Here is a 19,269-nt window from a genome sequence, read left to right as displayed (position 1 = left end):
CCTGCCCTGTCCAACCGCCTAAAGCTCCTTCAGGCGCGGAAACAGCCCTTCCGCATTGCCGCGATCGATCAAGGCGCGGGTGGCCGCATCGAACTTGCCATAGGCCGCAAACCCCTTCGTTTCGGCGATGGCGATATCCTCGGACACATAGGGATAGTCTGTGCCGAACAAGATTTGCGATGGCGGCACGAAAGCGGTCAGCGCGTCGAGAGGTGCCGCATGGCCGCTGAGCGCCGTGTCATAGTAGAAACGTGAAATGTAATGCAGCGCGCCCTTGGGGTAATTGCCCTGCTGCTTGGTCTTCTTGTCGAACAGCGAGATGCGATGCGCCAGCATCGGCAAGGTGCCGCCAGCGTGGGACAGGATGAACTTGATATCAGGCAGCTTCTCGGTGACGCCATTGAAGATCAGGTTGGTGGCGACACGCGTCGTCTCGAACGGATAGTCGACCAGCATGCGCGGAATATCCCATCCCCGCGCTTCGGTGCCCGGCGGATAGCAGGGATGGATGAACACCACCGCCTTGCGCCGGTTCAATTCCTCGTAGACCGGCCAAAAATCCGGATGGCCTATATAGCGCTCGTCGACGCTGGTCAGCAGGCAGATGCCATCGAGCTTCAAATCGTCGAAGACACGAGCGATCTCGGCCAAAGCCGCATCGACATCCGGCAGAGGCAGAAAAGCGAAGGCGCCGAAACGTTTAGGGTGACGCGCCACGAGATCCGCCAGCCAATCGTTGAACTGCCGCGCCAAGGCTCGCGTCTGCGCCACATCGCCGAAGAAAATGCCTGGCGAGGTAAAGGACAGGATACTGGTGGCCGTGCCCGTCTCGTCCATCAAGGCGAGGGACTTTTCCGCCGTCCATTCCGGAAAGGCCTGATAGGCACTGCCCATGATGCCGGCCTGCCGCTGCACGTCCTTATAAAATTCCGGCAAGACGTGGTGATGAACGTCGATACGGCCCGTCAGCGCCATGTCGTTTCTGGCCATGTCGTTTCCTCCAAATGATTTTTCTAGACTCTCTCTAAAGGCCATAGCGCAGCCGGCCAGCGAACGAAACCGCCCTCTGACCGATCCAAGAAACCGCCCCAAGAAACCGCTCGCCATCGCCGCGGGGCCGCACTAGTTTCGTTGAGTCTGGCCCGGTTTCGGGCTTGGGACCACGGGACGGAGGCTGTTCATGGAATTAACGGCAATTCTCACCACGCTCATTATCGGCGCCATCGCCGGCTGGCTTGCCGGGGTCATCGTGCGCGGCGGGGGCTTCGGCCTTCTCGGCAACATTATTCTGGGTATTGTCGGCGCCTTCGTCGCCGGATGGCTGTTTCCCCGTTTAGGCATTTCGCTCGGTGCCGGCGTCATCGGATCGATCGTCCACGCCACCATCGGCGCTGTCATAATCCTGGCGATTGTGACGTTGATAAAGCGAGCTTGAAATAGAAAGGGTGATCAGCGCGATGCGCTTCGAAGGGACCGACAATTATATCGCCACCGACGATCTGAAGGTGGCCGTCAACGCGGCCATCGTTCTGGAACGTCCCCTGTTGGTCAAGGGCGAGCCCGGCACGGGCAAGACCGTGCTGGCCGAGGAAATCGCCCAGGCGACGAAGGCACCGCTGATCACCTGGCACATCAAATCGACCACCAAGGCCCAGCAGGGCCTCTACGAATATGACGCGGTGTCGCGCCTGCGCGACAGCCAGCTCGGCGACCCCAGAGTGTCCGACATCCGCAACTACATTAGGCGCGGCAAATTGTGGGAAGCCTTCGCCAGTGACATCAGGCCCGTGTTGCTGATCGACGAGATCGACAAGGCCGACATCGAATTCCCCAACGACCTGCTGCTCGAACTCGACCGCATGGAATTCCATGTCTACGAGACCGGCGAAACCATCCGCGCCGTCAAGCGGCCGATCGTCGTCATTACCTCCAACAATGAGAAGGAACTGCCGGACGCCTTCCTGCGCCGCTGTTTCTTCCACTACATCCGCTTCCCCGATCACGACACGATGCAGCGCATCGTCGACGTGCATTTCCCCGGCATCAAGAAGCGGCTGGTCGAAGAAGCGCTGCGGATTTTCTTCGAGGTCCGCGATGTTCCCGGCCTCAAGAAAAAGCCGTCGACCTCCGAACTGCTCGACTGGTTGAAGCTGTTGCTCAACGAGGACGTCACCGTCGAAACCCTGCGCGAGCGCGACCCCAAGAAAACCATCCCGCCGCTGCACGGCGCGCTGATCAAGAACGAGCAGGACGTGCATCTGTTCGAACGCCTCGTCTTCCTCAATCGGCGTGAGCGGTAACAGCGACCATGCTTCAGCTCATTCTTCTGCGCCACGCCAAGACGGAGCGCTCCTCGCCCAACGGCGACCATGGCCGCAAACTCACCGATCGCGGCGAACGCGATGCGGCCCTGATCGGCAAGCATCTGCGCGAACGCGGTCTCGTTCCCGACCTTGCTCTGGTGTCGGACTCCGAGCGCACGCGCCAGACGTTCGACATCGTCACCGCCCAGTTCGACCGGACAGTCGAACAGCATCTCGATCCCGAGCTCTATCTGGCCGATAGCGCGACGCTTCTGAAGGCGGTCATGAAGACGCCACCGCCGGCGGAGCGCGTCATGATCATCGCCCATAACCCCGGCATGGGGGAACTTGCTCATTCGCTGGCAACCCTCAGCGGTTCCCCCGACACAATAGATCATTTCCCGACGGCGGCCCTGGCGGTCTTTGCCTTCGATGCTCCGGAATGGATCGATTTGAACGCGGCAAAGGCGCATTTGGCCTATTTCACCACGCCGAAGCTGCTGCGCCCCGACAGTGACGACGGCGACGATTGAGCGGCATTTCCGCTCAAAACACCATTTTGCCGTCAATCATTTGTTTGATGCGTTTTCGTAACCTGTAACCGCAGAACGCTTGAAACGGATCAGCAGATGTTGGCCGAGATTTTCGCCTTGCTGCTCAATGTCGGTTCCGCGCCGCAATTGGCGCTGACGCCGGCCCTGTACATGCCCGCCGACCGCGCCGTGTCCAACTGGCGCGCGCAAGCGGTCTTGCATCTGGAAACCGACCTCTCCCGCCGCCTGCGCATGCTGAGCGCGCAGGAGCCCGCCAATCTGCCGCGCTGCATCCGCCTCAACAATTACTGGTGCGTCAAAAGCGCCCGCTGGAGCGGCGAGATCGCCACCGACAATGCCGGCCATGTGGCCTTCTCGTCCGCCGACGAGGGCGCTGCCGTCGCCGCGCAATTGCTGCGCCGCTATTATCTCGACTTCAATCGCAAGAGCGCGCTCGCCATCATCTCGCGTTGGGCGCCGGCCGAATGCGGCGGCCCTGTCGTGGCGAGCGTCGGCGGCACGAGGAGTGGTGCAAAAAGCGGTGTTCGCCGCCAGAGCGCCAATGTGAAGGGCCTCACCACCCGTGGCCTCGGCAATACGCTGCGGGCACGCTGGCTCGCCTCCCATCGACCGGGCGGCGTGCAACGCAGCGCCCAGCGCGGCGGCAAACGCGTCCACAGCACGTTCGTCGTGCGCTCGCGCGTGCCCGACCGTGGCCCCGCCATGATGCGCGCACCCTCCATCGCCGTCGGCCTGGGTGAGCGGGCCGCGCCCGTCATCTCGCTGGCGCCCGTACGCATCGCTTCGCTCGGCCTGCCGGCATTGGGGCCCTCGCCCGGTCCGGCGGTGCCGCTCGTCGCCTGCGCCAGTGAAACCGTGCGCATCCGCAATTATGCCGCCAAGATGAGCGAGGGCATCACCGCCAATGCGACCGACGACCTCAAGCTGTTCGACGCCGAAGGCCGCCCGACGCCCAATTTCTTCCTCGCGCTCGTCAACATGGCCTCGGTCGAAATCGGCCCCTATCGGGCCGAAACCGATCTGGTACGGCGCGCGGTCGACAATATGCCAGCCCGCCTCCCGGCCGAGTGAAATTGGGATTTCGGTTCCACTGCGCTTACATAGGGCATAGCGTTTTGCAGTTTAGCTGAGCCAAGCGCCCCAAAGACGCGTCAAAACGAAGATTTTGCAACCCGCCGGAAAGTTCCCTTGAGCCTGTTCTCGGACCTCTTCAACGAAGCCCGCATCGCCACGCAGAGCGTCGCCGACTATGTCACCGGCACGGGCCTGCGCCTGGGGGTCACCGGCCTGTCGCGCTCCGGCAAGACCGTCTTCATCACCGCACTGGTGCATCATCTGCTACGCCTCTCGGCCGAGACCCGCGCACAGCGCAGCTTTCCCGTTTTCCGCGTCCATGCCGAGGGACGGCTGACCCGCGCCTTTCTCGATCCGCAGCCCGACGATGCGGTGCCGCGCTTTGCCTATGAGGATCATTTCGCCGATCTCACCGGCGGCGCCGACGGCCCTGATCTCAGAAAATGGCCGCAGTCGACGCGGCGCATTTCCGAATTGCGCATCGTCATCGAATTCGAACGCGCCACGGGCTGGCGCAAGGGCCCCGCCTCGCTCGCCCTCGACATCGTCGATTATCCCGGCGAATGGCTGCTCGATCTGCCGCTGCTCGCCAAGGACTATGCGCAGTGGTCGCGCGAGACCATCGATGCGAGCACGTCGGCGACGCGCGCCCATCTGGCCGCCGATTGGCGCGGCTTTCTCGCCACGCTCGATCCTTCAGGCCCCGCCAGCGAGGAACAGGCCCGCCGCGCCGCCGAACTCTTCACCGCTTATCTCAGGGCATGTCGCGACGATGCGCTGGCGCTTTCGACCTTGCCGCCCGGCCGCTTTCTGCTGCCCGGCGAAATGGAAGGCTCGCCTGCACTCACCTTTGCGCCGCTGCCGTTGAGCGAAGGTGCCGGCATCGCCTCGGGTTCGCTCGCCGCCATGATGGAGCGGCGTTACGAAGCCTATAAATCCCATGTGGTGCGGCCATTCTTCCGCGATCATTTCGCCAGGCTCGACCGGCAGATCGTCCTGGTCGACACATTGTCGGCGCTCAACTCCGGCCCCTCGGCGGTGCGCGATCTCGAAACGGCGATGACCGACGTGATGACGGCCTTTCGCACCGGCCGCTCGTCGCTCATCTCGACGATCTTCCGCCCGCGCATCGATCGCATTCTGTTTGCCGCCACCAAGGCCGATCATCTGCACCATTCCAACCATGACCGGCTGGAGGCCATTCTGAAACTGCTCGTCGAACGCGCCATCCACCGCGCCGAAGGGGTCGGCGCCGGTGTCGATGTCATCGCGCTCGCCGCCGTCCGCGCCACGCGCGAAGCCTCGATCCGCCAGAACGGCACAAGCCTGGAGGCCATCATCGGCGTGCCGCTCGCCGGCGAAAAGGTCGATGGCGAGATTTTCGATGGCAAGGCCGAGGCCGCCATCTTCCCCGGCGAATTGCCGGCCGATCCGAAACGGGTGTTTCGCGGCGATGGCCTGGCCTTGCCGGAGGGCGAGAACGACTGGCGTTTCGTCCGGTTCCGCCCACCGATTGCAGGCCAGATCGACGGGCGCCCGGCGCCCCTGCCGCATATCCGCATGGACCGGGCGCTTGAATTCCTGCTCGGCGACCGCCTTCTCTAGCTGTGAAACGCTATAGCCCATGACCCAGGACGCCCCCATCCGCCGCCCCCGCGCTTTCCGCCTTGATGCGGACGGCGCCCCCGCGACGACCCATGCCACGATCGAGGAGCAGCCCGACGCCTACGAGCTGGAGACGGCGACGCCGGAAACGGAAAACGCCGTCACCGAATATGCGCAGGCGCGCGGCATCATCGCACGCCGGTTCCTGTCCTGGGGCGGCGTGCTCGGCACCGCCATCAGCGGCCTCATCACCTTGGCGCTCGGCCTCTGGTTCAACACGCTGATCGACGATCTGTTCGCACGCTCGCTCACTCTGGGCTGGATCGGCGTTGCTTTGCTGGCGCTCGCCATTCTCGCTCTTGCGGTTCTGCTCGGCCGCGAGATTGCCGGCGTGCTGCGCCAGCGCCATATCGCCAAACTGCATGCGGCGCTCACCGAAGCGCGTATCAAGGATGATCGCGACGCCGCCCGCTCACTCGTCACCGATCTCGCCTCGCTCTATACGAAACGCCCGGAGACGGCGCAGGGACGCTCCGTCGTCTTGCGCACGGCGCGCGAGATTGTCGATGGCCGCGATCTCATCGACATCGCCGAACGCAGCCTCATTCACCCGCTCGACGAACAGGTGCAACGCGAGATTGCCAATGCGGCCAAGCGCGTTTCAGTGGTCACTGCCATTTCGCCCCGCGCGCTGCTCGATGTTCTCTTCGTCGTGGCGCAAGCCATCCGTCTCGTGCGCCGCACGGCGGAAATCTATGGCGGCCGACCGGGCCTGCTCGGCTTTCTGCGCATCGCCAAATCGGTCGGCGCGCATCTTGCCGTCACCGGCGGTATGGCGGTCGGCGATTCCCTGGTGCAGCAATTGCTCGGCCACGGCATCGCGGCGAAACTTTCGGCACGGCTTGGAGAAGGCGTGTTGAACGGTCTCTTGACGGCGCGCGTCGGCCTTTCCGCCATGGCGGTGTGCCGGCCGATGCCTTTCTCCGTCGACGATCCGCCGGGTGTCGGCGATGTCGCGCCGTTCCTGTTCAGCGCGAAGAAGGACTAACGCGCGCCGTGCGTTTGGCCATGACAGCCGGCTTGCGCAGGATGCGCAGCACCGCCAGCAGCACGCCGGCGCCGAACACATACCAGGACGGCCGGATCTCATAGGTGAAATCGAGATTGGCTTCGAGCAAGCGATGCACGTCGACGCCCGTCGAATAGGCGTAATAGCCCGCTTCGATGAGCGCGGTCGCAAGACCACCGAGCGCCGCCAAGGCCAAGAGGCTGAGCGGCGTGAAATCGCTCTCGCGCTTGCGCAGGAAACGGAAGCCCGCGCTCAACGCCAGCAACCCTGCCATCAAAGCCGGTTCGAAGGCGTTGAGACGGATCAGCATGAAATAATGGACGAGACTGGCAATGGCCGCCGGATAGACCCACCAATGCAGATTGTTCCAGCCGACCGAGCCCAGCTTGCGCACGCCCCAATCGTTGGAGGTGATGCCCAAAGCAACCATGATCAATGTCGCGGCAAGACCGACCGACAGATAGGTGCGCAACACCATTTCCATCACGATCGGGCCCCAGTCGAAATCCTGCTGCCAGAACCAGAACAGCAGATGCGCCAACGTATAGAGAAGCGCCGTCACGCCAAGCATACGCCTGACCGCATAGACCTTGTTCCAATGCGCCGTCCAACGCAGCGGCGTTACTGCCAAGGTGATGACAAGGAACCGCATCGCCCAATCGCCGGTCTGACGCAGAATGTCGGTGACCGGCTTGGGCGACAGCCAGCCCGCCTGCCATTGAACGGCCATCCACACCACGGGCGCGATGCATAAAACAAAGGCAATGAATTTGAGCGGCGGCACACGACCATTTCGGTCCGTGAAAGGCAGCCACGACGGAAGAACTAGGTCGGCCATGGAAATAGTCTAGTTGGCCCGCAACCGATTGCCATGAAATTTCCCATCACGCTGTCTCACAATTGCCGTGAGCCCGCTTGAGAAACAGTTGAAATTGTGGATTTCTGTTTTGCAGCGCAGGAAGCGTTAAGGCTCCTGCTCTATCGTCACAAAGTCCTGCTCACAGATATCGAGCCCTGATCTATGTCCATCGCCCCAAGGCCCGATCAAAGCTGGCCTGATAGATTTGGCGAAAATCGCCGGCAGGACCTCACCGCCATCATCACGCGACTACGGGCGGAACTCGAAACCCAGACACAGTTCATTCGCGAACAATCGGCCGCCCTCGCCCATAGCCGCAAGATTTTCGATCGCGCTTCGGCTGCCGCGCGCATCGGCGTGTGGGAATGCAATCTCGCCGACGAAGCCTTGACCTGGACAGATCAGGTCTATGACCTTTTCGAGCTTCCCCGCGGCGCGCCGCTCGACCGCCAGAACCTGCTGACGTTTTACACGCCCGAGTCCCTGCGCCTGCTGCATGAACGGCGCAGCCGCGCCATCGCCGAGCGTGGCGGTTTCAACCTCGATGCGGAAATCATCACCGCCAAAGGCCAACGCCGTTGGATCCGCATCACCGCCACGGTGGAATGCGAGAATGGCGCGCCGGTGCGCATCTTCGGCATGAAACAGGATGTGACCGAAGAAAAGATCCTCTCCGATCGCCTGCGCCATCTCGCCGAATTCGACGTCATGACCGGCCTCGCCAATCGCACGACCTTTCAGGCGCATCTGGAAACCCTCGGCAAGGACGAAGCCGCACCCGCACCTTTCAGCGCCTTGTTGTTGATCGACCTCGATGGTTTCAAACAGATCAACGACCAGTTCGGACACGCCTTGGGAGACGAATGCCTGAAAGAGGCGGCCCAGCGTCTGCAGGCCGTCTGCGCCACGGCCTGCCTGGTGGCGCGCATCGGCGGCGACGAATTCGCCGTTCTGCTCGACGCCAGCCTGAGCGACCGCGCCATCGAAATGACGGCCGAGCGGATCGTCGCGGCGATCCGTCAGCCGATCCAACGCAGCCTATGGTCGTTCAAAATGGGCGCCTCGGTCGGCATCGCCCGTATCGGCACACGTCAGGTCAGCGAGCTGTTCACCCAAGCCGACGCCGCCCTCTATGCGGCGAAAGCCGGCGGCCGGGACACGTTCCGCGTGTTCACCTCCGATATGATGAACGCCGTGCCACCGCCGGTTGTATTGCCGACCGGCCAGGAACGCCGCCGTTTCCGCAGCGCCCGCGCCTCGTAAGCATCTTCCATCGATTGGCATGATATTTTCTGTGCGCCGGTGATTCGCGAGCCTCGCCGGCTTTCATCACTGATCGCATGGTCTGCCGGTGCCCGAGACGTCGCTCTATCTGCCCATCAAGCGCTTTCTCGAAGACCAGGGTTTTATGGTCAAAGGCGAGATCGGCAATTGCGATCTGGTCGCCCTCAAAGAGGGCGAGCCGCCGCTGGTCGTCATCGGCGAGATGAAACTGTCGTTCAACCTCGAACTGGTGCTGCAGGCGGTCGATCGCGCCGCGGCCGCCGATGAAGTCTGGCTCGCCGCCCGCATCTCCCGGCGCGGCAACGGCCGCGAGAGCGACAAGCGTTTCCGCAACCTCTGCCGCCGGCTCGGCTTCGGCATGCTGGGGGTCGCGGAAACCGGCGACGTCAGCGTCATCGTCAGTCCGGCGGCGCCCATGCCGCGCAAGGACACGCGCAAGCGCAACCGGCTCGTCGCGGAACATCGGCGCCGGCGCGGCGATCCCGCCGTCGGCGGCAGCACCCGCGCACCGGTGATGACCGCCTACCGGCAGGAAGCCCTGGTCTGCGCCGCCGCGCTGGTCGCCGGCCCCTTGCGCCCGCGCGACCTGCGACCCAATGCGCCGAAAGCCGCGCAAATTCTGCGTGACAATTATTACGGCTGGTTCGATCGCGCCGAACGCGGCATTTACGTCCTGACCGCGGCCGGCCACGAGGCGTTGCAGCGCTGGCCGCAAACGACGAGCTAAAACGAGCGCTGACGAGTTGTCAGGCCCCGCCCCATCGGCTAAAGCTCTCCCGCTTTCTTTTCAGCGCATTTTCTGCACGCGAGCGCGATCCGCTTCGCTCGAGAATGTGCCTGGTGCGCCCGCATCAACGAGGCGCGCCTTCAACTCCATTCGGGTGATCATGACGAAGATGGCGCAGCCGCGCTATTGCGGTATCGATTTCGGCACGTCCAATTCGACGGTCGCGGTGCGCAAGGGCAACGATATCGTGTTGGCACCTGTCGAAGGCACGCAGGCCACGATCCCCAGCGCGATTTTCTTCAGCTTCGCCGAAGGACCGTTGTTCGGCCGCCGCGCCATCCAGGATTACACCGATCATGAACCGGGCCGGTTGATGCGGGCCCTTAAAAGCATCCTCGGCTATGGCCTTTTTCACGAGAAGACGCGACTGCACAAGCAGAACCTTGCGCTCTCCGACGTGCTCGGCCTGTTCATCGGCCATCTCAAGGCGCGTGGCGAAGACTGTGCCGGCCAGGAGCTCGAAGCCGTCGTGCTCGGCCGGCCCGTGCAATTCATCGAAGGCGATGCGGATGCCGATCGGCAAGCCCAGGATGATCTGGAAGCGGCGACGCGCAAGCGCGGCTTCAAACATATCGGCTTTCAATATGAGCCGATCGCCGCAGCGCTTGAATATGAAAGCGGCGTGCAGGCCGAAGAACTGGTTTTGATCGTCGACATCGGCGGCGGCACCGCCGACTTCTCGGTGGTGCGCGTGTCGCCGGAGCGCGCCCGCAAAGCCGACCGCAGCGACGACATTCTCGCCAATCGCGGCATTCGCATCGGTGGCACCGATTTCGATCGCATGCTTTCGATGCATTATGTGATGCCGCATTTCGGCCTCGGCTCGACCTATGGCGAGAAGAAACTGGAAGTGCCGCGCGCGCTGTTTCTCGATCTGTCGACCTGGTCGCGGATCAACTTCCTCTACAGCCAGACGACCTTGGCGACGGTGCGTTCGCTACGACGCGAAGCGCAGGAACGCGATAAGTTCGACCGGCTTTTGCATATTCTCGAACAGCACGACGGCCATCGCCTGATCGAAAACGTCGAGCGCGCCAAGATCGATCTGACGGAAAACGCGCAAACCGTCGTCGACCTGCACCGATTTATTCCGGAACTGCATATTCCTCTGAATCGTTCCGGTGTTGCCAAAGCAGTGGCGCCCGGCGTCAAGCGCATCGTCGAGACGATTGCCGAAACGCTTGCCGATGCCGGCTTGAAGCCCGATCAGGTCGATACCGTCTTCATGACCGGTGGCAGTTCGCTCATGCCGGCGGTGCAGAAGGAAGTGTCGCGGCTGCTCAAGCGCACCGATCTCGCCTCAGGCGATATGTTCGGCGCCGTCGGTCGCGGTCTCGGCCTCGATGCGCAACGGCGCTTTGCCTGACACCGTTCGTTGGTGCTGACGAACCTCGGTGTCATCCCGGACGCGCCAACGGCGCGATCCGGGATCCAGGGGCGAGCGGTAGAACGTTCAATCCCGTGGTGAAGTGGCGGTCGGAATCAACGGAGTTTCGTCACGCGCCCCTGGCTTCCAGATCACGCTTCGCGTGTCCGGGATGACACGAAGGTCGCGGCGCATTCAACTGACTTGATGACACCAAGCCTTCAGCTCACACCGAGCTTCTTCTGCAGGCTCGTCGATGACGTCGTGTATTGGAAGGTGAGCTTCTTGTCGGGATAGACGTAGCGGTGCGCCTTCTGCGCCGCCAAAGCCACTTCATGAAAGCCCGACAGAATGAGTTTCAACTTGCCGGGATAGCTGTTGATGTCGCCGATGGCGAAAATGCCCGGCACGTCGGTCTCGAATGTCTCGGTGCCGACGGGGATGAGATTTTCATGCAGATGGATGCCCCAATGGGCGATGGGGCCAAGCTTCATCGTCAATCCGAAGAACGGCATCATCACATCGGCGGCAACGTCGACCGTCTGATTGTCGTTGCCGCGCACGACGGCATGGGTGAGCACGCCGTCCTCGCCCTTCAAGCTCATCACCTGGCCGATCATCAGATCCATCTTGCCGTTGGCGACCAGCTCGCGCATGCCGTTGACCGAATGCGGCGCCGCGCGAAAGTCATCGCGCCGATGCAAAAGAATGATGCGCTCGGCCACCGGCTGCAGGTTCAACGTCCAGTCGAGCGCTGAATCGCCGCCACCGACGATGAGCACGCGCTTGCCGCGCACCGCTTCCATCTGGCGCACGGCATAATGGATCGACTTGCCTTCATAGGCATCGATGCCGGCGATCGGCGGTTTCTTCGGCTGGAAGGAACCGCCGCCGGCAGCAATCATGATCACCTTGGCTTCGAAAACCTGGCCGGCATCGGAGGTAACGCGAAACAGCGGCGCCGCATCGCTGCCGATGCGCTCGATCTTCTCCACCATTTCGTTGAAATGAAACTGCGGTCCGAACGGTTCGATCTGTTTCATCAGATTGTCGGTGAGGCCTTGCCCGGTGATCACCGGAAAGCCCGGAATGTCATAGATCGGCTTTTCCGGATAAAGCTCGGCGCATTGGCCACCCGGCTTCGGCAGAATGTCGATGAGATGGCATTTGATGTCGAGCAGGCCCAGTTCGAACACGGCGAACAGACCGACCGGCCCCGCCCCCACGATCACGACATCGGTCTTGATCACATCCGACATGGAATCCTCGCCTCTATCTCCGCCCCTTGTCTCCCATACCATTCCCGAGCGAGCAGCGAGAAGCAGCGCACGGCCGTTTTAACGCCGCACGCCTATAAATTATATTTTATCACGCTGGAGATGCGTACAATCGGCGAGCGCCGATTGTTTTCAGCCCTGCTGTTCGGGCGTCGTTACCGTCAGGCCGTCGATTTCGTTGCTCACTTTGATCTGACAGGACAGGCGCGAGCCGGGACGCACGTCATAAGCGAAATCGAGCATGTCTTCCTCGATCGAACTGGCCTTCGGCAGTTTTTCGACCCAGGCTTCATCCACATAGACATGACAGGTGGCGCAGGCGCAGGCGCCGCCGCATTCGGCGTCGATTCCCGGCACATTGTTCCGGATGGCCGTTTCCATCACCGTCGAGCCAACATCGGCCTCGACCGTCCGCGACGTCCCATTCGCATCAATGAAGGTGATTTTCGGCATTCCACCTGTCCACATATGAAATCCGGCCCCAACGGGCCGGCGCGGCTTCGTAGACAATCCCGGCCGCTTTGGCGAGACCTGTTTCTATTCAAATGAAAGGGAGCGGACCGGCCGTTACGGTCAATCGGCGATCAATCGGCCAAGAGGCGGCGAATCGCCTGCCGGGCCACGTCGACGGCCGTCACCAGCGCCTCGCGCGCGGTTGCGATCTCGGCCTCATCGCGGGTCGAAGCTAGAACGTTTTCATAGTGTTGTGCCGCATTGGCGACCTGGCCGGCGCCGATCGCACGGGCCGAACCCTTCAGCGTATGGGCCAGATCCTGGCGCCAGCGCCGCTCCGGATTGCCGGTATCGCCCGCCAGACGGGTGATGATCTGGGCGGCCTGCCGCTCGAACAGTTGCAGCAATTCGACCTCGAGAGCCCGGTCGCCGAGGGTCTGGCGCGCCAGATGGACGAGGTCGATCGGCCGTCCTTCCCCCTGGTCCACACCGATCTCCGGTTTACGCAGCGCTGCAACATTCATGGCACTATCCATCTGAAATCGCTTCGGCCGAACCATCCCAGGTGGTGCCACGGGGCCGGCCTGACGGATATATCGGCACCAATCATGGCAAGTGTTAGCCAGGTAAGTAAAAGGCGCGTTAACGCTGTTTACCATTCCGTGACCGCACTGGTTTCATTCCGCGCCCCGGCGCGGTAGATTACCAATTGGTTAATGCGTTTGCGTAGAGTTCCGAGGCCCATCGGTGAACCTTGCGCATGCGCGCGGCTGAATAGCCGTTTGGATGCGAAGCGAGAGGCAGCAGAATGGCCACGAAACCCCAGGCCCAGGACCCGGCAGCGGCAGCCCTGTCCGCGATTGAGCAGGCCCTGAACCTCGGTCTTGAACCCGACAATGCGGCGGCCAAGCCCCAGGATAGCAAAACGCCCCCCGGACCCCAGGAGCCGCAAGGCCCCGCGGTGGTGGGCAATCTCGCCCTCGATATGACGCCGCAGCCGCGTCTGCCTTCCGTCAGCGACAACGAACTCTCGGCCGATCCGGCCAAGGCGAAAGAACCGCCCAAGGTGGAAGCTCCGAAAGTCGAGCCGCCGAAAAGCGAAGCGCCCAAGGTCGAGGCTCCGAAAGCCGAGCCATCGAAGACGGAAGCGCCGAAGGTTGCAATCACGGCACCGCGTCCCGCGCCAGCCAGCGAAGCCCCGGCCGCACCGCGCGCCGCCGCGACGCCCGAACCCACACCGCAACGCGCACCCGCCAATGACGACCGTCAATCGGTCGGCCAGATCCTGCAATCGCTGCAGACGCGCCCGAGCCGCACGCCGCTCACGCTGGCGATCCTGGCTTCGCTCGCCTGGCTCGGCGGCGCCGCGGCCTATCTTTATTCTCTGTCGCGTGCCGGCGAACTGGCCAGCCTGTCGGCCGTTCATGTCGCGATGATCGCGCTGGCGACGGTTGGCCCCATCGCTTTCTTCCTGATTGCCAGCGTGCTGGTGCGTCGGGCGCAGGAAATGCGCCTCACCGCCAACGCCATGTCGCAGGTGGTGATCCGCCTCGCGCAGCCCGAGACTTTCGCCGCCGAACATGTGGTGACCCTGTCGCAAGCCATCCGCCGCGAAGTCTCGTCCATGGGCGATGGCATCGAGCGGGCGCTCGCCCGCGCCAGCGAACTTGAAACCGTCATGCGTTCCGAGGTCGCTAATCTCGAACGCTCGCATGCCGACAACGAGCGCCGCGTTCGCGCCCTCGTCGACGAACTCGCCTCCGAGCGCGAAGCCATCGTCGGCAATGCCGAGCGCGTGCGCTCCGCCATCGAAGGCGCGCATGAAAATCTGGCGCGCGAACTCGAAACCGCCGGCATGAAAATGGCCGATGCGGTCAACGAAGCCGGTTCCCGCGTCACCAATTCGCTCGGCGGCAAAGCCGAGGAAATCAATCTCACTTTGGGCCGCACCGGCGACGACGTCACCCAGAAGCTGACCGCCGCCTCCAGCGAGATTTCCACCTCACTCGCCAGCCTCGGCTCCGACATCGTCGAGCGCATCGGCACTCACGGCAATAACATCGTCACCAGCCTGACCGACACGGGCGACGGTGTCTCCAACCGCCTCAGCGAATCCTCGGATCGGATTTCCAATTCGCTGGCGACGCTCGGCGAAGACATTGTCGAGCGCATCAACAGCCACGGCACCTCGATCGTCACCAATCTCGCCGACACCGGCGAGGGCGTGGCCCGCCGCCTGACGGAATCCTCCGAACAGATTTCCAGCTCGCTGGCGACACTCGGCGAAAACGTCGTCGAGCGCATCAACAGCCACGGCACCTCGATCGTCACCAATCTGGCCGAGACCGGCGATGGCGTGACCCAGCGCCTCACCGAGTCCTCGACGCACATCACCGAAACCATTTCGACCCTGGTCCATTCGGTCATCGAACATATCGGCAGCCACGGCGACAATGTGGTCGCCCGCCTGACCGAAACCGGCGACGGCGTCAGCCAGCGCCTGGCCGATTCCTCCGAACAGGTGACAAGCTCGATCGCCAACATCGGCGATTCGATCGTCGGTCAGATCAGCGAACATTCCGCCAATATTCTGGGCCATCTGACCCAGACCGGCGAGCAGTTCACCCGCCAGCTCAGCGAAACCTCGCAGCAGGTGACCGGCGCCCTGTCGGAACAGCTCAACGATGTCGACCATCGCCTGCGCACCACCGGCGAAGCGCTCGTCTTCGACATTTCGATCCGCGGCAAGGAAGCCGCCGAACGCATCGAGGAAACCGGCTCGTCGATCAGCGATAAGATTTCCTCGCGCGGCGATCACCTCATCGCGACGCTCGAATCCACCGCCAGCCGCATCGACGAGACCGTCAATGTGAACGGCAACGCGCTTGAACGGGCGCTGGCCACCACCGGCGACCGCATGGGTCAGCTCATCAGCGACCGCACCCAGGCCGCCTACGACCTGTTCCACAACGCCGGCAACGAGATCGCCATCCGCCTCGAACAGCACCAGGCCCTGGTGCGCGACCAGCTCGACGGCCACACCAACGATCTGCATGCCCGCTTCATGAATACGGCCGCCGAATCCATCGCCGCCGTCGGCATGCATGGCGACCGCATCAACGAAGCCCTGGTCGAACGCCTGCGCGCCTTCGAACACATGGTCCTGTCGCACGGCAATAACCTGACGACCCAGATCGCCGATCATTCGGATCGCTTCACCGGCGTCGTCAACGACAAGCTCCAGGCGGTCGAGGCGGCCTTCAGCGGCCATGCCGGCGCCTTCACCGAGCAATTGTCGCAGCGCGCCAACGAGACGGCCAAACTGCTCGAAGACAAGGTGCGCGAGTTCGACACCACCGCCAACGCTCGCGCCGAACAGCTTGCTCAGGCGATCGAACAGCACATCCGCACCTTCGCCGACGTGGCGCAGGAGCGCACCACCGAACTGTCGGCACAGATCGACGCCAACACGCGTACACTGGCCGAAGTCGCCGAAACGCGCACGACCGAAGCGGTGCAGAAGATCGCGCTCGGCACCCGCGCCTTCCAGCAGATCGCCGAACGTCGCATCGCCGACATCACGACGCAGCTCACCGCCAGCACCCGCGCACTCGATGAAGTGGCTCAGACCCGCATCACCGAGATGAAGGAGCAGATGCAGAGCAGCACCAACGTCCTCGAACAGGTCGCCCAGAACCACACCCGTGGCATTCTGGAACGCATCGAGACGACGGCGCGCAGCCTGGACGAAGTGGCGCAGTCGCGCATCGGCCAGATGCGGGAGAACCTGCTGTCGAGCACCAGCGCGCTCGAGGAAGTCGCCCAGAGCCATACCCGCGACATCGTCGAACGCATCGAAGCCTCGACCCGCGCTCTCGACGAAGTGGCGCAGAGCCGCATCGGCGAACTCACCTCGCAGTTGCAGTCGAGCGTCAGCGAGCTCACCTCGCAGCTCCAGTCCAGCACCGGCGCGCTCGAACAGGTCGCCCAGAACCACACCCGCGACATGGTCGAACGTATCGAAGCTTCGACCCGCGCCCTCGACGGCGTCGCCCAGACCCGCATCGGCGAACTCACCTCGCAGTTGCAGTCCAGCACCAATGCGCTCGAACAGGTCACGCAGAACCATGCGCGCGACATCGTCGAACGCATCGAAGCGACCACCCGCGCGCTCGACGAAGTGGCGCAGAACCGCATCGGCGAGATGACCGTGCAGTTGCAGTCGAGCACCGCCGCTCTCGAAGAGGTCGCTCAGAGCCGCACCTATCACATCGTCGAGCAGATCGAGGCTGCCACCCGCAGCCTGGAACAGCTCGCCCACGCCCGCACGCAGGATCTGGTTGCCCAGCTGCAAACCGGCACCGATGCGCTCGGCGCCATGGCGCAGCTGCGTCTCGCCGAACTGTCGACCGGCCTCGACGAACGCACCAAGTCGTTCGACGAACTGGCCTCGCGCCGCACCACCGAAATCGTCGCCGCCCTCGATCAGCAGATCCGGGCCTATGAGGATAAGGCGACGGCCAAGTCGATGCAGGTCAGCGGTACGCTCGAAGGCATCATCACCAAGATCGACACCAGCCTCGATGCGCGCGCCCGCGCCATCAACGAGACGCTGGCCCGCAACGCCCTCGAAGTGGCCCGCGTCGTCTCCGAAGGCGCCAAGGAAATCAACGCCGCGCTCGATCCGCGCGTCGTCGACGAAAGCCTGGCCGCCCGCGTCCGCGAGATCAATGACCTGCTCTCCGAGCGCGCCAAGGATCTGCACGAGACGCTCTCGGGCCGCAGCACCGAACTGTACACGCTGTTCGACAGCAAGGGTCCGATGCTGGTCGAACTGCTGTCGGCCCGCGGCAGCGAGATCGCCCGCCAGGTGTCGGAAGCCGGCGAACTGGTCAGCATGACGATCGACCAGCGCGGCGCCGCCATCATCGATGGCCTCAACGAACGCCAGGTGCAGATCGCCGATGCGATCGACCGTTCGTCGACGGGCCTGCGCTCGGTCATCGAAGCCAGCGCCAGCGGCTCCATCGCGTCCCTGGTCAACGCCAGCGACAAGATCAAGAGCGAGATGTCGACGGTGCTCAACGCCCTGTCGAAGGCCAATGGCTCGCTCGACAACATCCTCGGCAATGCCGGCGAGAACCTCAGCACGGTCGAAAGCGCGCTCACCAACCGCGTGCGCGAATTCCAGACCGCCCTGGCGACGATCTCCACCCAGGTCATGACGCTGAACAATTCGGCGGCCCAGACCATGGAGAACGCCGACCAGCTCGCCACCCGCCTCGACAAGCAGAACACGGACCTCGCGGCGAGCGCCTCCGAACTGGCGCGCACGCAGATCCAGCTCGATCAGACGCTCGAGAGCCGCCAGAAGGCGCTCGACCATCTGCTGCACATGGTCCACACCCGCACCGACGATTTCGATGCGGTCACCCGCTCCTTCACCTCGCTGGTCGAGGAAGCGTTCAAGAAGGCGGAGTTCCGCGCTCGCGAAATCGGCGCGCTGCTCAACAACGAGACCCAGGCTGTCACCAATCTCATCGGCCAGCAGTTCGAACAGGTGCGCGACACCACCGGCAAGGAGCGCGAGCGCACCGCCGCTGCGCTGCGCGCCGCCTACGAACAGGCCAATACGGAGATGGGCAACATCTTCGGCTCGTCGATCGAGCGCTTCAAGGAAGCCACCGGCCAGATGCGCAACATGGCCTCCGAGATCCAGCGCGAGATCAACAGCACCCGCGAGGAACTCAAGCGCGGCGCGCTCGAACTGCCGCGTGAAGCCGCCGAACAGACCTCGGCCATGCGCCGTGTCATCGCCGAGCAGATCAAGGCGCTCAACGAGCTGACTGACATCGTCACCCGTTCGGGCCGCGCCTATGACATCGCCGAACCGCGTCGCGCCGCCGAGCCTCCGGCTCGCCCGGCCGAGCCGGCTCCGGCACCGCGCACAGAGCCGATGCGTATGGAAACGACGCGCCCGACCCTGCCGCGTCCGTCGGCTCCGGCTCCCGCCGCGCCGGCCCCGCGTGAGGAACCGGCCCCGCGCCCGCGTCCGAGCCAGGCAGCCACCACGGTGACCCCGCCGGCCCCGGCCCGTCCAGCGGCTCCCACCGCCGAAAACCGCGGCAACAACACCGGCTGGCTGTCGGACCTGCTCGCCCGCGCCTCGCGCGACGAGACGCCCGCTCCAACCCCAGCGCCGGCTGCTCGTCCGGCCGCCCCGACACCGGCGCCCCGCATCCCGCAGCGCCCGGCCGACTCGCTCGACGCCATCTCCCATGACGTGGCGCGGATGGTCGACCATGACGCGGTCGCCAGCCTCTGGGACCGCTACTACCGGGGCGATCAGAACATCTTCTCGCGCCGGCTCTATACGGCCGCCGGCCAGCAGACGTTCGACGAAATCCGTCGCCGCTATCGCGACGACCGGGATTTCCACGAGACCGTGGATCGCTACATGCAGGAGTTCGAGCGTCTGCTCACCGAAGTCGGCCGCGACGATCGCGACGGCACGATGACACGCTCCTACCTCACCTCCGACACGGGCAAGGTCTACACGATGTTCGCCCATGCCTCGGAGCGCTACGAAGCGATCTGAGGCCCCAGGCCCGACCAAACAAAAAGGCGCAGCGGAAGCT

At 63.6% G+C, this 19,269-nt stretch carries 15 protein-coding genes; 10 read left to right on the top strand and 5 right to left on the bottom strand.

Going from position 1 to position 19,269, the window contains the following annotated elements:
* Positions 1 to 18: 18 nt before the first annotated feature.
* A complete protein-coding gene (locus OIM99_RS09745; RefSeq protein ID WP_311850142.1) occupies positions 19 to 990 on the bottom strand; it encodes an amidohydrolase family protein in 972 nt (323 codons plus the stop codon).
* A gap of 190 nt (positions 991 to 1,180) precedes the next feature.
* On the opposite strand from OIM99_RS09745, the gene OIM99_RS09740 reads away from it, so the two are divergent.
* The 6 genes from OIM99_RS09740 to OIM99_RS09715 all read left to right on the top strand — a co-directional run bounded on the left by OIM99_RS09740 (position 1,181) and on the right by OIM99_RS09715 (position 6,584).
* A complete protein-coding gene (locus tag OIM99_RS09740; protein ID WP_311850141.1) occupies positions 1,181 to 1,435 on the top strand; it encodes a GlsB/YeaQ/YmgE family stress response membrane protein in 255 nt (84 codons plus the stop codon).
* A gap of 22 nt (positions 1,436 to 1,457) precedes the next feature.
* A complete protein-coding gene (locus OIM99_RS09735) occupies positions 1,458 to 2,300 on the top strand; it encodes a MoxR family ATPase (RefSeq protein ID WP_311850140.1) in 843 nt (280 codons plus the stop codon).
* Positions 2,301 to 2,308: 8 nt separating this feature from the next.
* Positions 2,309 to 2,836, top strand: coding sequence for a histidine phosphatase family protein (locus OIM99_RS09730; RefSeq protein WP_311850139.1), 528 nt, complete (start codon positions 2,309 to 2,311; stop codon positions 2,834 to 2,836).
* 96 nt (positions 2,837 to 2,932) lie between these two features.
* Positions 2,933 to 3,928, top strand: a complete 996-nt coding sequence (locus OIM99_RS09725; RefSeq protein WP_311850138.1) for a hypothetical protein — start codon at positions 2,933 to 2,935, stop codon at positions 3,926 to 3,928.
* 117 nt (positions 3,929 to 4,045) lie between these two features.
* Positions 4,046 to 5,536 carry a YcjX family protein gene (locus tag OIM99_RS09720; protein ID WP_311850137.1) on the top strand — a complete coding sequence of 497 codons (1,491 nt, stop codon included), beginning with the start codon at positions 4,046 to 4,048 and terminating at the stop codon, positions 5,534 to 5,536.
* Positions 5,537 to 5,555: 19 nt separating this feature from the next.
* The gene (locus tag OIM99_RS09715; protein WP_311850136.1) at positions 5,556 to 6,584 is read left to right on the top strand and encodes a TIGR01620 family protein; all 1,029 of its coding nucleotides are present in this window, start codon (positions 5,556 to 5,558) and stop codon (positions 6,582 to 6,584) included.
* Here the strand turns inward: OIM99_RS09715 and OIM99_RS09710 are convergent.
* On the bottom strand, positions 6,565 to 7,335 hold the full coding sequence (locus tag OIM99_RS09710; RefSeq protein ID WP_311850135.1) for a ferric reductase-like transmembrane domain-containing protein: 771 nt from the start codon (positions 7,333 to 7,335) through the stop codon (positions 6,565 to 6,567). The two genes, OIM99_RS09715 and OIM99_RS09710, sit on opposite strands and share 20 nt — an antisense overlap.
* Positions 7,336 to 7,626: 291 nt before the next feature.
* Here OIM99_RS09710 and OIM99_RS09705 point away from each other — a divergent pair, with 291 nt between their 5' ends.
* The 3 genes from OIM99_RS09705 to OIM99_RS09695 all read left to right on the top strand — a co-directional run bounded on the left by OIM99_RS09705 (position 7,627) and on the right by OIM99_RS09695 (position 10,901).
* Positions 7,627 to 8,727 carry a diguanylate cyclase domain-containing protein gene (locus OIM99_RS09705; RefSeq protein WP_311850134.1) on the top strand — a complete coding sequence of 367 codons (1,101 nt, stop codon included), beginning with the start codon at positions 7,627 to 7,629 and terminating at the stop codon, positions 8,725 to 8,727.
* Between the two features lie 145 nt (positions 8,728 to 8,872).
* On the top strand, positions 8,873 to 9,475 hold the full coding sequence (locus tag OIM99_RS09700; protein WP_311850384.1) for a DUF2161 family putative PD-(D/E)XK-type phosphodiesterase: 603 nt from the start codon (positions 8,873 to 8,875) through the stop codon (positions 9,473 to 9,475).
* A gap of 160 nt (positions 9,476 to 9,635) precedes the next feature.
* Positions 9,636 to 10,901: an Hsp70 family protein gene (locus OIM99_RS09695; RefSeq protein WP_311850133.1), complete on the top strand. Its 1,266-nt coding sequence runs from the start codon at positions 9,636 to 9,638 to the stop codon at positions 10,899 to 10,901.
* A gap of 221 nt (positions 10,902 to 11,122) precedes the next feature.
* On the opposite strand, the gene OIM99_RS09690 is transcribed toward OIM99_RS09695, so the two are convergent.
* The 3 genes from OIM99_RS09690 to OIM99_RS09680 form a co-directional block, all read right to left on the bottom strand.
* Positions 11,123 to 12,160, bottom strand: a complete 1,038-nt coding sequence (locus OIM99_RS09690) for an NAD(P)/FAD-dependent oxidoreductase (RefSeq protein ID WP_311850132.1) — start codon at positions 12,158 to 12,160, stop codon at positions 11,123 to 11,125.
* A gap of 150 nt (positions 12,161 to 12,310) precedes the next feature.
* Entirely contained in the window at positions 12,311 to 12,631 is a 321-nt protein-coding gene (locus tag OIM99_RS09685) for a 2Fe-2S iron-sulfur cluster-binding protein (protein WP_311850131.1), read from the bottom strand.
* 131 nt (positions 12,632 to 12,762) lie between these two features.
* Positions 12,763 to 13,155, bottom strand: coding sequence for an Hpt domain-containing protein (locus tag OIM99_RS09680; RefSeq protein WP_311850130.1), 393 nt, complete (start codon positions 13,153 to 13,155; stop codon positions 12,763 to 12,765).
* A gap of 284 nt (positions 13,156 to 13,439) precedes the next feature.
* Here OIM99_RS09680 and OIM99_RS09675 point away from each other — a divergent pair, with 284 nt between their 5' ends.
* Positions 13,440 to 19,229 (top strand): hypothetical protein, encoded by a 5,790-nt coding sequence (locus tag OIM99_RS09675; protein ID WP_311850129.1) that lies wholly within the window; start codon positions 13,440 to 13,442, stop codon positions 19,227 to 19,229.
* The last annotated feature ends 40 nt before the right edge of the window (positions 19,230 to 19,269 follow it).

Origin of the sequence: Methylocella sp. CPCC 101449 (genome assembly GCF_031921685.1) — a bacterium.
Classification (GTDB): Bacteria; Pseudomonadota; Alphaproteobacteria; order Rhizobiales; family Beijerinckiaceae; genus Terripilifer.
The sequence above is the reverse complement of the archived record's forward strand: the minus strand, read 5'-3'. Positions and strand labels throughout refer to the sequence as shown.

Bases quoted from the DNA above. Each gene is read 5' to 3' on its own strand.
- OIM99_RS09745 (WP_311850142.1), bottom strand. From the start codon at position 990: ATGGCCAGAAACGACATGGCGCTGACGGGCCGTATCGACGTTCATCAC.
- OIM99_RS09740 (WP_311850141.1), top strand. From the start codon at position 1,181: ATGGAATTAACGGCAATTCTCACCACGCTCATTATCGGCGCCATCGCC.
- OIM99_RS09735 (WP_311850140.1), top strand. From the start codon at position 1,458: ATGCGCTTCGAAGGGACCGACAATTATATCGCCACCGACGATCTGAAG.
- OIM99_RS09730 (WP_311850139.1), top strand. From the start codon at position 2,309: ATGCTTCAGCTCATTCTTCTGCGCCACGCCAAGACGGAGCGCTCCTCG.
- OIM99_RS09725 (WP_311850138.1), top strand. From the start codon at position 2,933: ATGTTGGCCGAGATTTTCGCCTTGCTGCTCAATGTCGGTTCCGCGCCG.
- OIM99_RS09715 (WP_311850136.1), top strand. From the start codon at position 5,556: ATGACCCAGGACGCCCCCATCCGCCGCCCCCGCGCTTTCCGCCTTGAT.
- OIM99_RS09710 (WP_311850135.1), bottom strand. From the start codon at position 7,335: ATGGCCGTTCAATGGCAGGCGGGCTGGCTGTCGCCCAAGCCGGTCACC.
- OIM99_RS09705 (WP_311850134.1), top strand. From the start codon at position 7,627: ATGTCCATCGCCCCAAGGCCCGATCAAAGCTGGCCTGATAGATTTGGC.
- OIM99_RS09700 (WP_311850384.1), top strand. From the start codon at position 8,873: ATGGTCAAAGGCGAGATCGGCAATTGCGATCTGGTCGCCCTCAAAGAG.
- OIM99_RS09695 (WP_311850133.1), top strand. From the start codon at position 9,636: ATGACGAAGATGGCGCAGCCGCGCTATTGCGGTATCGATTTCGGCACG.
- OIM99_RS09690 (WP_311850132.1), bottom strand. From the start codon at position 12,160: ATGTCGGATGTGATCAAGACCGATGTCGTGATCGTGGGGGCGGGGCCG.
- OIM99_RS09685 (WP_311850131.1), bottom strand. From the start codon at position 12,631: ATGCCGAAAATCACCTTCATTGATGCGAATGGGACGTCGCGGACGGTC.
- OIM99_RS09680 (WP_311850130.1), bottom strand. From the start codon at position 13,155: ATGAATGTTGCAGCGCTGCGTAAACCGGAGATCGGTGTGGACCAGGGG.
- OIM99_RS09675 (WP_311850129.1), top strand. From the start codon at position 13,440: ATGGCCACGAAACCCCAGGCCCAGGACCCGGCAGCGGCAGCCCTGTCC.